Annotated in this window: 16 protein-coding genes and 4 tRNA genes; 6 read left to right on the plus strand and 14 right to left on the minus strand. The window is 56.8% G+C overall.

Annotated elements, in window-relative coordinates:
* Positions 1 to 7 precede the first annotated feature (7 nt).
* The 7 genes from OK412_RS11040 to OK412_RS11070 form a co-directional block, all read right to left on the minus strand.
* Positions 8 to 808, minus strand: a complete 801-nt coding sequence (locus OK412_RS11040; RefSeq protein ID WP_022625895.1) for a lysophospholipid acyltransferase family protein — start codon at positions 806 to 808, stop codon at positions 8 to 10.
* Positions 801 to 1,532, minus strand: coding sequence for a beta-ketoacyl synthase chain length factor (locus tag OK412_RS11045; protein ID WP_022625896.1), 732 nt, complete (start codon positions 1,530 to 1,532; stop codon positions 801 to 803). Before OK412_RS11045 ends, OK412_RS11040 begins: the two co-directional genes overlap by 8 nt.
* Positions 1,533 to 1,762: 230 nt before the next feature.
* Positions 1,763 to 2,149, minus strand: a complete 387-nt coding sequence (locus OK412_RS11050; protein ID WP_122458916.1) for a hypothetical protein — start codon at positions 2,147 to 2,149, stop codon at positions 1,763 to 1,765.
* 266 nt (positions 2,150 to 2,415) lie between these two features.
* A complete protein-coding gene (locus OK412_RS11055) occupies positions 2,416 to 3,801 on the minus strand; it encodes an efflux transporter outer membrane subunit (RefSeq protein WP_413629123.1) in 1,386 nt (461 codons plus the stop codon).
* Entirely contained in the window at positions 3,798 to 4,892 is a 1,095-nt protein-coding gene (locus tag OK412_RS11060) for an HlyD family secretion protein (protein WP_010669812.1), read from the minus strand. Before OK412_RS11060 ends, OK412_RS11055 begins: the two co-directional genes overlap by 4 nt.
* Positions 4,889 to 6,574 (minus strand): MFS transporter, encoded by a 1,686-nt coding sequence (locus OK412_RS11065; RefSeq protein WP_029518976.1) that lies wholly within the window; start codon positions 6,572 to 6,574, stop codon positions 4,889 to 4,891. The genes OK412_RS11060 and OK412_RS11065 overlap by 4 nt, the downstream gene beginning before the upstream one ends.
* A 2-nt stretch (positions 6,575 to 6,576) precedes the next feature.
* The gene (locus OK412_RS11070) at positions 6,577 to 7,008 is read right to left on the minus strand and encodes a MarR family winged helix-turn-helix transcriptional regulator (RefSeq protein WP_010669811.1); all 432 of its coding nucleotides are present in this window, start codon (positions 7,006 to 7,008) and stop codon (positions 6,577 to 6,579) included.
* Positions 7,009 to 7,153: 145 nt separating this feature from the next.
* Here OK412_RS11070 and OK412_RS11075 point away from each other — a divergent pair, with 145 nt between their 5' ends.
* The 4 genes from OK412_RS11075 to OK412_RS11090 all read left to right on the plus strand — a co-directional run bounded on the left by OK412_RS11075 (position 7,154) and on the right by OK412_RS11090 (position 10,748).
* Positions 7,154 to 8,002, plus strand: coding sequence for an AraC family transcriptional regulator (locus OK412_RS11075; protein WP_060679910.1), 849 nt, complete (start codon positions 7,154 to 7,156; stop codon positions 8,000 to 8,002).
* Between the two features lie 42 nt (positions 8,003 to 8,044).
* Positions 8,045 to 8,452, plus strand: coding sequence for a DUF2000 domain-containing protein (locus OK412_RS11080; RefSeq protein ID WP_010669809.1), 408 nt, complete (start codon positions 8,045 to 8,047; stop codon positions 8,450 to 8,452).
* Between the two features lie 390 nt (positions 8,453 to 8,842).
* Complete coding sequence (locus OK412_RS11085; RefSeq protein WP_010246474.1) at positions 8,843 to 9,103, plus strand: biofilm/acid-resistance regulator YmgB/AriR; 261 nt, start codon at positions 8,843 to 8,845, stop codon at positions 9,101 to 9,103.
* Between the two features lie 139 nt (positions 9,104 to 9,242).
* A complete protein-coding gene (locus OK412_RS11090) occupies positions 9,243 to 10,748 on the plus strand; it encodes a SulP family inorganic anion transporter (protein ID WP_022625901.1) in 1,506 nt (501 codons plus the stop codon).
* 34 nt (positions 10,749 to 10,782) lie between these two features.
* Here the strand turns inward: OK412_RS11090 and OK412_RS11095 are convergent, their stop codons facing one another.
* Entirely contained in the window at positions 10,783 to 10,983 is a 201-nt protein-coding gene (locus tag OK412_RS11095; protein ID WP_010669807.1) for a DUF6404 family protein, read from the minus strand.
* A 193-nt stretch (positions 10,984 to 11,176) separates the two neighbouring features.
* Here OK412_RS11095 and OK412_RS11100 point away from each other — a divergent pair, with 193 nt between their 5' ends.
* Positions 11,177 to 11,344: a hypothetical protein gene (locus OK412_RS11100; RefSeq protein ID WP_010246480.1), complete on the plus strand. Its 168-nt coding sequence runs from the start codon at positions 11,177 to 11,179 to the stop codon at positions 11,342 to 11,344.
* A 31-nt stretch (positions 11,345 to 11,375) separates the two neighbouring features.
* Here the strand turns inward: OK412_RS11100 and OK412_RS11105 are convergent, their stop codons facing one another.
* A complete protein-coding gene (locus OK412_RS11105; RefSeq protein ID WP_033779447.1) occupies positions 11,376 to 12,227 on the minus strand; it encodes a substrate-binding domain-containing protein in 852 nt (283 codons plus the stop codon).
* A gap of 178 nt (positions 12,228 to 12,405) precedes the next feature.
* Positions 12,406 to 12,478: transfer RNA gene (locus OK412_RS11110), tRNA-OTHER, on the minus strand.
* Positions 12,479 to 12,712: 234 nt separating this feature from the next.
* Between OK412_RS11110 and OK412_RS11115 the strand changes: the two genes are divergently transcribed.
* A complete protein-coding gene (locus tag OK412_RS11115; protein ID WP_223565690.1) occupies positions 12,713 to 12,949 on the plus strand; it encodes a hypothetical protein in 237 nt (78 codons plus the stop codon).
* A 135-nt stretch (positions 12,950 to 13,084) separates the two neighbouring features.
* Here the strand turns inward: OK412_RS11115 and OK412_RS11120 are convergent.
* From OK412_RS11120 to pgsA, 4 genes are all read right to left on the minus strand, one after another.
* Positions 13,085 to 13,171, minus strand: a tRNA-Leu gene (locus OK412_RS11120).
* Between the two features lie 10 nt (positions 13,172 to 13,181).
* Positions 13,182 to 13,255, minus strand: a tRNA-Cys gene (locus OK412_RS11125).
* 40 nt (positions 13,256 to 13,295) lie between these two features.
* Positions 13,296 to 13,371: transfer RNA gene (locus tag OK412_RS11130), tRNA-Gly, on the minus strand.
* A gap of 150 nt (positions 13,372 to 13,521) precedes the next feature.
* Positions 13,522 to 14,070: a CDP-diacylglycerol--glycerol-3-phosphate 3-phosphatidyltransferase gene (gene pgsA / locus OK412_RS11135; RefSeq protein ID WP_010246604.1), complete on the minus strand. Its 549-nt coding sequence runs from the start codon at positions 14,068 to 14,070 to the stop codon at positions 13,522 to 13,524.
* Positions 14,071 to 14,133 lie beyond the last annotated feature (63 nt).

A 14,133-nucleotide genomic window follows, 5' to 3' on the forward strand; every position in this document is an offset into this window, starting at 1 on the left:
TTTCGTCTTACCTGTTCTGGGGGACCAGCGCCTGCTGTAAATGGCGGGTCAGGCGACGCGCGGCCAGCGGCTGCGCGTCGGGATTGCTTTCACAAAACGACTGACTGTCGATTCGCGTTTGTACACGCACGGTAAACAGCGGTTTAACCGGCGGAATCTGATACCAGCGGCTCTGTTTATCGAGCATACGCTGGCTACAGGTGATGTGAACCACACGCAGATCGCATCCGGCGCGCACCGCAATATTGGCTGCCCCGCGCTGCAGAGTCAGTGGATGACCGTAGCGGGTGCGGGTGCCTTCCGGAAAGATCAGGATATTGTCGCCGCGCGCCAGTCGCTGCTGGCTGTCCGGCAACAGCGTCTCCGCTTCACTGTTGATCAGATAGTCCGCGGCGCGGATCACCCCACGCATAAAGGGGTTCTTTTGCAGATCGGCTTTAACCAGACAATCCATCTCTGGCAGTACCGAAGCGATCATCACGTAGTCGATCAGTGATGGATGATTAGCGACAATCAGGCATCCGCGATCCTGTTGCAGCAGCTCTGCGCCTTCAATCCGGTAGTCATAGACCCCGGTCATCCGGCAGAATCGCAGAAAGCAACGGAAGCTAAAGGCGATAGCGCGTCGGGCCAGCAGGCGGCGGCGCAGCGAATCGCGCTGTACCAGCAGCAGCAGGTTGAAGCCAATCAGCGACAGCAGCAGCCCGCCTATGCCAAACAGCGTAAAACTCACCGCCGTCATCACCAGCCGCCAGCAATAGTTCATACGGCTGCCGGTGTAGTGCGCCGGTTGTGAACAATCAGCCATGATGCCTCTCCCAGTGCCATGTCAGGCGTTCGCCCGGCAGGCTGAAGGTGGGCGATTCCGCCAGCCACTGCTGCAGAAAGCGCAGGCTTTGCGGTAACCCTGTTTCTGCCCTCTCCTCTCTGCCAGCACGGCCAGTGCAGTGCAGCTGGTCGCCCGGGCGCAGCAGCAGCGCCACCGCATAGGGAAAGTTCACACGCTGTTCCGGCAGCCACGGCAGATAGTAGTCAGGCACGATGCCGTCGAAATCGACCAGCAGTACCTGCTGATAACCCGCCTGATGCAGCGCGCTGACTTCGATCAATCCCTGCTGAAACGAGTCGACTCCGGCGGCGATTGAGGTGGAGACCAGTGGTGCTTTGGCTGCAATGGTCAGGCTGCCGACCGCCGAATTGTGAACCGACATGGCAAAATCCGTGGGTGACATTGACTGCTGATCGGCCAGCGTAGTGAGGATACGCAGATTACGTTCCAGTTCACCGTGACGACTGGTGAACACGATAGCGTCAACCTGCTGACGCGCAAGCAGCGCCAGCCCACACTCTACCGCCGCACGACTGCCGCCGCTCAGACGACGTGCTGTCATCATCGGTAAAAATTGCGGCTTTGCCATCGCCTCTTTAGGGTCTATGACGGTGCCCTGTTGCGCCCAGTGCTGCCAGCCCTCGCCCCCGTGTAATCCCGGAGCCAGAGCCTGCCAGTCGACCAGTGAGTAAGCGAGTCTCATCTCAACACTCTTTTTGTCATATGTGTGGCGTCGGCGTTCATCGGGGCGTCATCCCGGCCCTCTGCAAAAAAAGTGCGTCCGGGAAACCCTCTGCCGATTCCGCATCAGGCCTTCACGGTAGAGGGTTACTCAGTGGTTCAGCAATAGCAGCTCATCTGATTTGTCGGCCGGCTGCCGGAGATCTTTATGCTTTGATCGGCTGTCGACACATCATTGCGACAGCGCACGCATTACTGAGCGGCAAGAGCAGAGAGTCGTAACTGAATATCCTGATCGAGATTGGCAATCCAGCGGTTGTAGTTATTGTGGATCTCGCCCTGCTCCGCTTTCAGGTTCTCACTGCTGACATAATCGATGCGGTAGTTCTGGCTGGTATACGTGATGCGAATAGTCGCCACGAAATCACGCTGGGCCAGACGACCATTGATCACGCCAGGCGAAACGGGAGTCATCACCCATTTCCGGCCAATACCCGCTTCGATGATCGCCAGTTTCATCTGGTTGTCGCTGTAACGCTGAGTGAGCGTTTGATTCACGTTATGAATCGGCGCAGTGCGCGCACAGCCGGTTAATAACGCAGCGACCACGGCCAGTGCGAAAATAGTTTTTTTATTCATGATGAATCCCTTCTTTTATTTTTATATCAGTAAGTTAAACGGTTAATCCGCCTCGCGCAGGCTAAGCTTTCAGTGCGCTTTTCCGTCTGGCTGGCTTAAAACCCGCGCATGATACCACCGAATGTAAAGACAGGTAAGCAGAAGTATGCATGGGTTTTAGGGGGTTGTTTGGGGGATTAAAGCGGGGAATATACGCAGTCGCCGCGACAGCGCAGAGGCCGATCCCTGCCGCAGAAACTCTGGCTGCGGCTGGATCGGTCTGGGGATTACTGTGTGGAGGCGGGTGTCCAGCCACCGCCCAGCGCGCGGTAGAGATCGATCTGCGCCAGCAGCAGGTTATTTTTGACAGTCACCCGATTCAGCTGCGTTGAAAACAGGGTTCTCTGCGCATCCAGTTCATCCAGATAGGAGGCGTAGCCGTTCTGATAGCGATTGCGGGCAATGCGCAGCGCCTCCGTTACATAGGCTTCCTGCTTTTGCAGCTCCTGAAGTTGTGCCTCACGCTGCCTGATGGCGTCTATTGCATCGTTAACTTCCGAGAAGGCGTTGCGCACCACTTTTTCATAGCCATAAAGTGCCTGATTGCGCGTCGCCATTGAGACATCCACCTGCGCCGTCAGCGCTTCACGGTTCAGCAGCGGTGCCAGGATGCTGCCGCCCACGCTCCACAGCCGGAACGGATCATCCGCGAGCTGGTGCAGAACCGAACTCTGCAGAGTGCCGGTCGCAGTGAGGTTAAGCCCAGGCAGCAGCTTAGCGCGCGACGATGCCAGGCTGGCATCTGCGGCCAGTAACTGACGCTGAGCCTGCACAATATCCGGACGGCGATTGAGCAGCTCGGATGGCAGCAGTGACGGCATCCGCTGCGGTGCAATCTGGTCAAACTGCTGACGACGGGCGATGCTGCGCGGGTTCATACCCACCAGAAGACTCAGCGCATTCTCCTGCTGAGTGATCTGGTGCTGCAACTGGGGCATCTGCGCTTTGGCCGACTGATATTCCGAGGCGGCCTGCATCCACTCCAGCCTGGAGGTGTAGCCGGTTTCAAACTGACGCTGTGCCAGCTTCAGCGAATTGTTGCGGGTCGCCAGCGTTGCCTCCGTGACCCGTAACTGCTCATCCAGCGCGCACAGGTTGAGATAACCTGACGCCACCGAACTGGCGATGGTCAGCTCGGCGGCAGACGCGGCGGCCTGCTGCGCCGCTAGACTCGCCTGCGATGCGGTGATGCTGCTGCTGCGTGCTCCCCAGAGATCGACCTCGTAGTTCGCCTGTAATAAGGCCTGAAAAATATCGGTTTCATAGGGCTGGCCCGTCACTGACGAGAGGGTACGCTCACGGGTCGCGGCCACACCGGCGCTCAGGGTCGGAAAGTTATCGCCCTGCGTGGCGCGCAGCTGGGCGCGATACTGGTCAACCCGGGATCGCGCCGTGAGGATATCAGGGTTATTGCGCAGCGCCTGCGTCACCAGCCGGTTGAGATTTTCATCATGAAAAGCGCGCCACCACTCCGCCTCCGGCGCAGCAGATGGCCCGACACTATTGCGCCAGGCGTCAGGGATCGGCAGAGAGGCCGGTGCCTTTTCAACCTGCGTGGCACAGCCGGTCAGAAGGAGTGCCAGTGCGCTTACCATTAAGCCGCGCCGCATCATGGCGCACCCTCACCAGCGGGTTGTGCGGCGGTGTCGATGTTGACTTCGACCGACATACCCGGGCGTAACTGATGCATATCCTGGTCATTGATGCGGATGCGAACCGGAATGCGCTGCGCAATTTTCACGAAGTTACCGGTGGCGTTGTCGGGCGAAATCGCGCTGAACTCTGAGCCTGCGGCCGGAGAGATAAATTCAACCTGACCCGTAAAGCGTTTGCCATCCAGCGCATCGACCCGAATCGTCACCGGCAGGCCAGGACGAATATTTGCCAGCTGGGTCTCTTTCAGATTCGCGATAATCCATTTGTGATTAGGCACCACCGAGGTCAGGCGCGTACCTGCCGTGACATAGGCGCCGGTGCGCACCGCCAGCTGGCCGAGCTGGCCATCATCGGGCGCGGTAATCCGGGTATTCGCCAGATCGATCTCCGCCAGCTCCAGCGCGGCGCGGGCGCTGTCGACATCGCCTTTCAGCGCGTCACGGTTAACGATGACGGTTTGCAGATTCTGCTGGGCGACGGCGATCTGCGCCGCAGCCTGACGAACCTGTGCCTGCGCCTGGGCGTCTGCGGCCCGGGCGGCGTCGCGCTCACGCACTGACAGGGATCCATCCGCCGTGAGATTTTCGACACGCTTCAGATCGAAGCCGCTTTTCAGCGCCTGTGCTTTGGCATTCTCCAGTGCCGCTTTATTGCTCTGGATGGTCGCTTCTGCGCTGCGACGCTGCTGCAGGTTATTGTTCAGCGCCGCCTGCTTCATCGCCAGCTGCGCCTGCGCCTGATGCACCCGCTGGCGATAGATACGGTCGTCAATCGTCATCAGCAACTGCCCTTTTTTCACCGGCTGCAGATCGATCACCTCGACTGAGGTGAGATAGCCATTAACCTGCGGGCTGATAAAGGTCACCTGACCGCGCACATAGGCATTCTCAGTGCTTTGTATTGCGCTGGTGAAGGGCCAGAGTTGCCAGGCGTAAAGAATAACCAGTACACCAATCACCACAATGCCGCTACCTGCGGCGATAGAAAGAATACGGCGGCGATTCGCGCGTTCGCGTTCCGCCGCCTGAAGCTCATCCTGCTGACTCATTGTTTCTCCGTTGATTCCTGTAATGCGGCCAGCTGTTGCTGCTCACGCAGGTTAAATTGCGCCTGACGCCAGTCAAGATAACGACGACGGGTCAAACGCCAGATCACCCACATCAGGGTGACCAGTGCCAGCGCAGCGGTTAACAGGTAGGTGTCGTTATAAGCGAGCACGTTGGCCTGCAGCGTGGCGATTACCTGTAACTGGCTGGTGCTCTGCGCGCCGCGCAGAACGTCGTCACCCACCAGCGAATTAAACAGCGCATTATACTGGCTGAGCCGTTCGGTGACGTTGGGATCGAGCAGTGAGAGCTGATCGCCCAGCAGGCTGGAGTGATATTTTTCCCGCCAGACCTGAAACGTGCCAAGAATAGCGGAACCGATCAGCCCGCCGAGGTTCTGACTCATGCCAAACAGCACCACAAAGCTCACCAGATTTTTCGGCTGAGTCACCACGCTGCCAATACCCATCAGCATCGCGGGCGCCATGAAAAAGGCGCTGCTGAAGCCCAGCAGAAACTGACTGAAATACATATTGCTGGCGCGGGTCAGTGGACTGGATTGCGCATCCATCAGCGAGGCGATAATCATCACCACCAGCGAGGTGACAATCGGCCAGTTGAGATGATTGGGCTTGATAGTCAGCGCACTGGCGGCGATGCCCGCAATAACCCCGGCCATGATCGCCAGCGCCAGACCGCGCATCTGATCGTTCTGCAAGCCAATCTGCTGCAGAAAGCCGATTGCACCGGTGTTCTGTTCCGCCAGTACGATACGGATCATGATCATCACAATGCCCAGCCGCACCATCATGCCGCTGCTGAGCCAGCGGGTATTGATCAGCGGGTTGCGCCGGTTATGCTCAATGACAATCGCAGCGACAATCAGCGTCAGGGCGATCGCGGTACAGATACCGAGCCAGGGCGTGGTAAACCACCACTCAATACGGCCCAGCGTCAGTACGCCGCACAGCAGCGCCATACCGGGTGCCAGCAGGATAAAGGTGACGAAATCCATCTTTTCAAAGGTTTTGATGCGATCGCCCGGTGGCAGTTTCACCAGCAGTACCCCGCCCAGCGCAATCAGCGCCAGGCCGAGTTCAAACAGATAGAGGCCGCGCCACTCGTTGAGCTGCAGTAATTCCGAAGAGAATAAGCGGGCCAGCGGGATAGCCAGTTGCGATACCGTCAGGCCAATCACCAGCGCTTTCAGCCGATGTTTCGCAGGCCAGGCCTGTACCTGATAGTAGATGCCCAGAGAGCTGAGCGCCGCAGCCACCATACCGTGAGCGGTGCGCACAATGATTGCCGAACTGAGATCGTTGGCGAAGAGATGGAAAAACGCCACCAGTACATACAGCACCAGAAACGCCTCGGTAAAGACACGCAGGCCAAACTGCTGGCGGAATTTCACCAGCAGCAGGTTAATAGAGATGTTGCCCATCACGTAGACCGCAGGCAGCCAGGCAATCTCATTCGACCAGGCACCAAAGGTACCCTGCAGGTTGACCAGATTCGCCGTGACCAGCGCGTTACTCAGCGCACCGGTCAGCGAGATAAGTAAACCGATCAGGCCAAACGCCAGGCGTTTTGGCATCGGATGCAGCGGCGTCGAGGGCGATCCCGGCAGCATCGGTTTTTCGTGCGGCAACCACTCGCGTGCAGCGTAGGGATTTCGCTTTGCCACTGCTACATACTTCCCATGCGGCTCAGGAGTTGTTGCAATACGCGCTCGGTCACGGCCAGATCCTGAGGGTCAATATCGGCCAGCATTTCAGTACGGAGTGCGTCAGCCTCGGTTTTCACTTTGGCGAACGCTTCGTTACCCTTATCAGTCAGCACCAGGTGACGCTTACGTCGATCTTCTGGCGGCTGTACCCGCATCAGCAGTGACTGTTTCACCAGCCGATCCACCAGCGGTACCATGCTGGCATCTTCCAGCCCCAGCAGCTGTGCCAGCTCGGTCTGGGTCATGCGTTGCGGCTCACTGGCAATCAGCCCGATGGCCATCCAGCTGCTCATGCTTAAGCCGCTATCTTTAAGGTGACGATCCACCGCCAGGCGCCAGGCATGTGCGGTCAGATGCAATAAGTGGGTAAAGGTACGCGTGTGCTGAGACAAATGTTAGCAGCCTAATAGTAAGAGTTCTAATTGAGTGGTGACGTTATTATACGCAAAGCGAAACGCCAATGAAAAGCGTCCGGTCTGTTAAAAATTAGTGGATCGCGGCAGAATGTCCAGAGGCCGCAACCGGGAGCCGGATAACATGAAACAGGCATCAGCAAACTGGGTCGATCTGCGCCGTGACGCCGTCAGCGGTATTGAGGCGCTACGCGCCCATTTTACCGGACACGCCTATGATCCTCACTGGCACGACAGTTATCTGATTGGCGTGACCGAGCAAGGTGTACAGCAGTTTCATTCGCGGCGCAAACAGCATCAGAGCCGACCAGGCACGGTCTTTATGCTGGAGCCGGAGGAGCTGCATGACGGTGATGCCATCAACGACAGCGGTTTTACCTACCGGATGCTCTATCTTTCGCCGCAGCAGATTTCGCAGCACCTGGCTCCGATGCTGGCTGATAAACCCTCACTGCGTGAGCTACGTTTTGCCGCCACGCTGCGCGACGAGCGTCCACTGGCTTATGCCGTCTGGCATGCGTTTGATGCGCTGTGGCACAACCATCCCGCCATCATCAAAGAGGCGGCGCTGGACCGGATGTTTAGTCAGCTCATCCCGCACCGGCAGTGGTCACTGCCCGCTCAGCCCCCGGATAAAAATGCGCGGCTGGCACTGCAGGCACGTGACTGGCTGATTGCCCATCATGCGGATAATCCCGGCCTGGAGCAGATGGCGCAGCACCTGCAGGTGGATCGCTTCCGGTTATCGCGCCTGTTCCAGACTCACTGGGGTTTACCGCCCCACGCCTGGCTGGTGCAGTGGCGGCTGAGCCAGGCGCGTCGTCAGCTGGCGCAGGGCCAGCCCGTCGCCGATGTGGCAGCCGCGCTGGGTTTCGCCGATCAGAGTCACCTGGGCCGCTGGTTCAAACGCGCCTGCCAGCTTACCCCTTCCCGTTATCAGCACGCCTGCACAAATCTTCCAGACCTGGGTTAAGCCACTTGCCACAATGCGTTTTTTTTAGTCAGGAGAAACGCAATGCAAGACCCACGCTGTGTAATGATACTCAATGCCGCTCTGCCGCCTGGCAAAGCCACCAATGCTGCCGCCGTGATGGCATTAACCCTGGGACAGCGACATCCGGCGCTGGTTGGCGACACCCTGGAGGATGCTGACAGGCGCCCTTCTCCCGGTTTGATCACCACCGGCATTCCGGTGCTGGCCGCGACTGACGAGCAGCTCAGTGCCTTGCGGGAACAGTGCGAACAGGCTGAATACGATCTGGTGCTGTTTCCGGAAGAGGGTCAGACCACCACCGATTATCAGGCGCTGAGCGCCGTCCTGCGACAGCAACCGCGTCAGCAGTGGCGCCTGCTGGGCGTCGCCATCGTCGGCGATAAAAAAGCTCTGCGAAAGCTGACGGCAAAACTGGCGCTATTCAGCTAATCTTTTTGCGGGAAGCTGGCCATGGCTTCCTGTTTTTCCCCTCCCGCCCCTTGGCCCGGCCGTTTGTACAGGTTACTTGTACAGCTTTCGTTTCGGAATAGTCCTTATAAGCTGCTGATAAGTGCCAAATAGCACACTTTGTTAAAGAATCCGATTGTACAGATTGGGCTTCATTGTATAAGTTTACTGCCACGAGTTGTCATGCGACTCTGTAACGAATGATGCACTTGCGTCGCCTCTGAAGGTGTCAGTGGATTTCCACCTTCAGAGGTTATTTTTTCTGTTCAATTTGTGACACTGGTACCATCGCATCTGTCCATGCGGTGGTTTTTTTGATCGCTTTTGTCCTGACATCCGAACCGGAATCGGGCTGTTCTGAAGGGCTTACACATGCAATATATTCTTCCCCGGACCAATCAGGAAATTGCTGATTATTTTAATCCTGCCGCCAATAAACCCGCCAGCGAGATGGAGATGCTGGGTATCCTGGTTGCAGAAATTTTGCAGTCAGGCATGCCAGTGAATAATAAAGCGATTATCTCAAAGCTTATTCATCGGCTGGAGCTGGAAAGCGACAGGGAATTACTGGATATCTACCGACAGCTGCTTGAACTGGTGGTCCATAAAACCCCGGACGATTTTTCACTGTAGCATCGACTCCACGGAGGGAGTCATCCGCCTTTTTCTGGTATCTTCGCCAGTCGCCCGGTACTATCTGCCCCTCACTGTTTATCCTGATCTTCCCGCCCCTCGCGCGGGAGCAAAATAACTAAAGAGCCTGCAATCCTTTATGACTCAAACCAATGATATTGCCGCAACCGACGTTGTGGCGGGCGATATCAGTGTAGGGCGCGTTCTGCGTTCGCCTGCGCTGCTGACCCGCGAATGCCTGGCCGGGGTGATTACCGCGCTGGCGCTGATCCCTGAAGTGATCTCCTTTTCCGTTATTGCCGGTGTAGACCCTAAAGTCAGCCTCGTCGCCTCGGTGGTGCTTTGCCTGACCCTGTCGATACTGGGCGGACGCCCGGCGATGGTAACAGCGGCTGCGGGTTCAGTGGCGCTGGTTATCGGGCCGATGGTCCATCTGCACGGCGTTGAATATATTCTGCCTGCGGTGGTGATGGGCGGCGTCATTCAGATTCTGTTTGGTGTGGCTGGTCTGGCGCGCATGATGCGTTATATTCCCCGTTCGGTGATGCTGGGATTTGTGAATGCGCTCGGGGTGCTGATTTTCTTTGCTCAGGTGCCGCACGTCTGGGGACAATCATCACTGGTGTGGATCTTCTTTGCCGTCACACTGGCTATCGTGCTGTTGTTGCCGCGTCTGATAAAAAGTGTTCCTTCACCGCTGGTTGCCATTGTGGTAGTGACTGCCGTCGCGCTGCTAATGGGCTATCGCATGCCGAACGTGGGCGATGAAGGGCCGATGAGTCCCGGTCTGCCCGGTTTTAACAGCCTGCTGGTGCCACTTAACCTGCAGACCCTGCAGATTATCTGGCCCACGGCCCTGAGCATCGCCTTTGTCGGGCTGATGGAGTCACTGCTGACCGCCAAACTGGTCGATGACCTGACCGATACCCCCTCCAGTAAGCGTCGTGAATCCTGGGGCCTGGGCGTGGCGAATATTCTGGCGGGTTTTTATGGCGGTATCGCCGGGTGCGCGATGATAGGTCAGACCATCGTCAATGTTGAACTGGGCCGGGCGCGCAGCCGGGTTTCCACCGTGGCCGCCGGTCTGGTGCTGCTGTTACTGGTGACCGGACTGAGCCGGATTATGGCGCAAATCCCGATGGTGGTACTGGCCGGGATCATGATGGTGGTGGCCGTGAAAACCGTTAACTGGCATAGCCTGCAACCCGCTACCCTGAAACGTATGCCGTGGTCAGAGACGCTGATTATGGTGCTGACGGTAGCGGTGACTGTCTGGACAGGTAATCTGGCACTGGGCGTTCTGGCTGGGGTAATCCTGGCTATGCTGCTGTTTGCCCGCCGTATTGCGCACGTTATTCATGCGGAGCGTCAGCTGAGCGAAGATGGCGAGTCGGTGCGCTATGTGGTGCGCGGCCCGCTGTTTTTCGCCAGCAGCAACGATCTGTTCGAGCATTTCGATTATGCCCATGACCCTAAAAAGGTCACTATCGATTTAACGCACGCGCAAATCTGGGATGCGTCCAGCGTCGCGGCGCTGGATGGCATTGAGTATCGCTATCAGCGTTATGGCGCAGAGGTAACCATTGAGGGGCTGGATCCACGCAGCACGGACTTCCATCAGCGCCTGACCGGTAATTTCGGCTAAAAACCCAGTTCTGCTGCCTCTCCGGCAGCAGAACTCACTCAGCCTGTTGCCGCCGCGCGCGGTAGCGGCCAACCATGGTAATCAGCGCCTGGTAGATTAAACCGGCGTAGAGACTTGTCAGAATCGCCAGACCAGGCTCTTTGCCCTGCTGATGCCATGACATAAACCACATGAATACGCCCCACAGTACAGAGAACACCAGCCACCCGCGGACGAACTTCATCATGCCATTCATAACGACTCCTCTTAAATGAAGCGCTACCTTAGCGCGCTCCAGCCTGAAACGCATTGCCAGCATGCACGAGTTGCGAGGCGTCTCAAATAATCGTCGACAATTTGCCATGCGTGTTGATGATTTAGCCCTGTCCGGGCGGTTTTGTTGCAATTCTCTATACTCAACGTTCCGCTTACCTGATCGGGGAATTACGATGAAACGTACTGCTTATCTGTTATCCACACTGGCTATCCTCGCCACGCTTACGGCCTGTGCACCGCCGCCACCGGGCAGAGATGCCCCGCCACCGCCACCACCTGGCGGGCAGCAGCCGGTGGGCGCACCCGGCGGCAGCGGCCCGGCAGGACAACCGCAGGCCTGACATTATTCTGCCAGCCTGCGTTGCGGGCTGGTTAATGCCGGAAGGCGCAGCCGCAGGCTGACATCTCACCCGGCAGCACTTTGCCTGCGTGAGAGTGACGCCGCTGTAATTGCCCCTGCTCTTCAGCACTGCTGTTGCCTGCCTGCTGTCCCAGCCAGCGATCCAGCGCGCGGCCAGCGATCTGCCGGATGTCAGGTGACCAGCTGGTAAGATGCCAGGTTGAGCTACGGGCTTCCTCACTATCACCAAAACCTGCCACTGCCAGATGGATACCCTGACCAAAATCCCGAATCGCCTGCATTGCACCAAAGGCCATCAGATCGCTTTCACAGAAGAGTGCCTGGATACGCTCAGCAGCACGTGTCTTTTTCAGGTAAGACATCATCGCCTGATAAGCGCAGTCGCGATCATCACTACCCACAGTCAGTTCGGCGTTCAGCGCCATGCCTGCCGCCAGCAGAGAGGCGCGATAGCCCTGTTTTTGCGCCAGTTCGCCTGGCTGACCCTGCATAAAGCCAAACCGCTGATGCCCCTGTTTAAGCAATAATTCCGCTGTCACTTCACCCGCCCGCAGTGCATCCCCCTGCAGCTCAGGCTCAGCGTCAATCTGAAGCACCGGCAAATGGCAGGCATCAGTTAAGCGGTTACCGGGGAGTAACAGCAAACCACGCAGCCCGAGCGGTGTAGCCTGCCGGATGAGTGTGGTTAGTGTGACGTCGGTTTCGGCACTCAGTAGCACCGAGATAACACCGCGCGCGTTAAGCTGGCGCATCACTTCGTCCAGCATTTTTTGTTGATACGGATTGAGCAACTGGCTGGCGACAACACCGATAACCGGAGGGGCCGCCGGTTCAGTTAAGTCAGGTGTAAAAGGTGTAATCATTGGCATTAATTCTCTGCGACGGCAAACAATAGTCACCACAATACGGTAAACCACAACGTTTCAACAGGTTACAGAGTTCGACACAGGCCGCAAAAATGAGTGAAATCGGATGTAATTGGGATGGATCGGCAGAAACCCAAAAGGGCCAGGCTGGCGTTAACGTAGATGCAGGAGAGGGACCGGGCAGCAGGAGTTGAACCCGCATCGTCAACCCGTTAAGAGTTGCAGTAATACCTTTATACCATGCCCGAATGGCGTGCCTGGAAAAGCCGCGCTGTGTGAACAAGAAGCGTAGTACGACTTTCTGACCAGGCAAGCGCAAGCGGCAGGTATATTGCAACCGTCGTATGAAATCAAAAAAGAGGTGCTGCTGCCTGTAGGCATTGATTATTCAGCTAACCTTAAGTTTCAGGCAGCCTGTTCCGACCGGGACTTATGGCCAACATTTTGCAGAGGTCAAGACTATGCCGTCAGGACAATTTTATGTGGTTGATCAACCCGAACTGAATTTTACCGCCAATTATCATATTGATACGGTCAATGATAAACCCTATCCCTCGCGGATGGTACTGGAGATCCGGAAGCAGTCACAGCCAACCGACGCCTTTGATGATATCAGCATCGGCCATGAAGTGACCTTTGTCTCTTCCAGTGGTGAGGCGCAACGGATGGTGCTGGTGAGTGACACTGATGATGAGCTGGTATTCAGCTCCCGGGGCTGATGCCGGCTTATACCGCTAAACGGAGGTTGCAGTCGCCGTATCCGCCAGATAGCAGGCACAAAAAAACCGCCCTTGGGCGGTTACGACATTACTGCATATTGCTTTTATTTTATTAGATTTTCTTCGGCAGAAATATGGTGCCCGGGGCGGGACTTGAACCCGCACAGCCTTACAGCCGAGGGATTTTAAATCCCTTGTGTCTACCGATTTCACCACCCGGGCAGGGTGTAACTGGAGGCGCGTCCCGGAGTCGAACCGAGGTACACGGATTTGCAATCCGCTGCATAGCCACTCTGCCAACGCGCCTTAAACTGATGTGCCGTCAGGTTAACCTGACCTGCGAATCTGGAGCGGGAAACGAGACTCGAACTCGCGACCCCGACCTTGGCAAGGTCGTGCTCTACCAACTGAGCTATTCCCGCAATTCAGCAATTTCGTCGAACCTGCTGATTTTATTTATCTTATGGCAGCCTGGCTGCCGTTCGATGCGATGCATTCTACTTAGATGACGCAATGAGTCAATAAAATTATCCTCACAGCGCGTCCGTTTGCTGCTTTTTAAATCGTATCGATCACGGTTCGAGCAGATCGCCGCGCGCGGCGCTTAAATACTGGAACATAGACCAGAAAGTCAGCACGGCAGCAATGTATAACGCCACCACACCAATCGCCACGACGGTCGCATCAGGACGCCACAGCAAGGCAAACAGTGAGAACATCTGGGCAGTGGTTTTCACTTTACCAATCCAGGAAACCGACACGCTGCTGCGTTTACCAATCTCCGCCATCCATTCACGCAGCGCAGAGATAATGATCTCGCGTGCAATCATGGTGGCGGCGGGCAGCGTAATCCACCAGGCGTGGAAATATTCCGCCACCAGCACCAGCGCAATGGCCACCATCACTTTATCCGCTACCGGATCGAGAAACGCGCCAAAGCGTGTTGTCTGCTTCCAGCGGCGCGCCAGAAAGCCATCAAACCAGTCGGTGATGGCAGCAAAAACAAAAATCAGTGCAGTCGCCAGCGGCGCCCAGGTGAACGGCAGATAGAAAGCCAGCACAAAGAACGGGATGAGCACGACTCGAAACAGGGTGAGACACGTCGGAATGTTTAATTGCATATGCCGGTAACTGTCTGGATATAGGTAGAATTTAGCCTATGTTCCTACATTGCCCCCCCCGTT

This window comes from Pantoea sp. JV6 (assembly GCF_025910055.1).
Lineage (GTDB): Bacteria > Pseudomonadota > Gammaproteobacteria > Enterobacterales > Enterobacteriaceae > Pantoea > Pantoea agglomerans.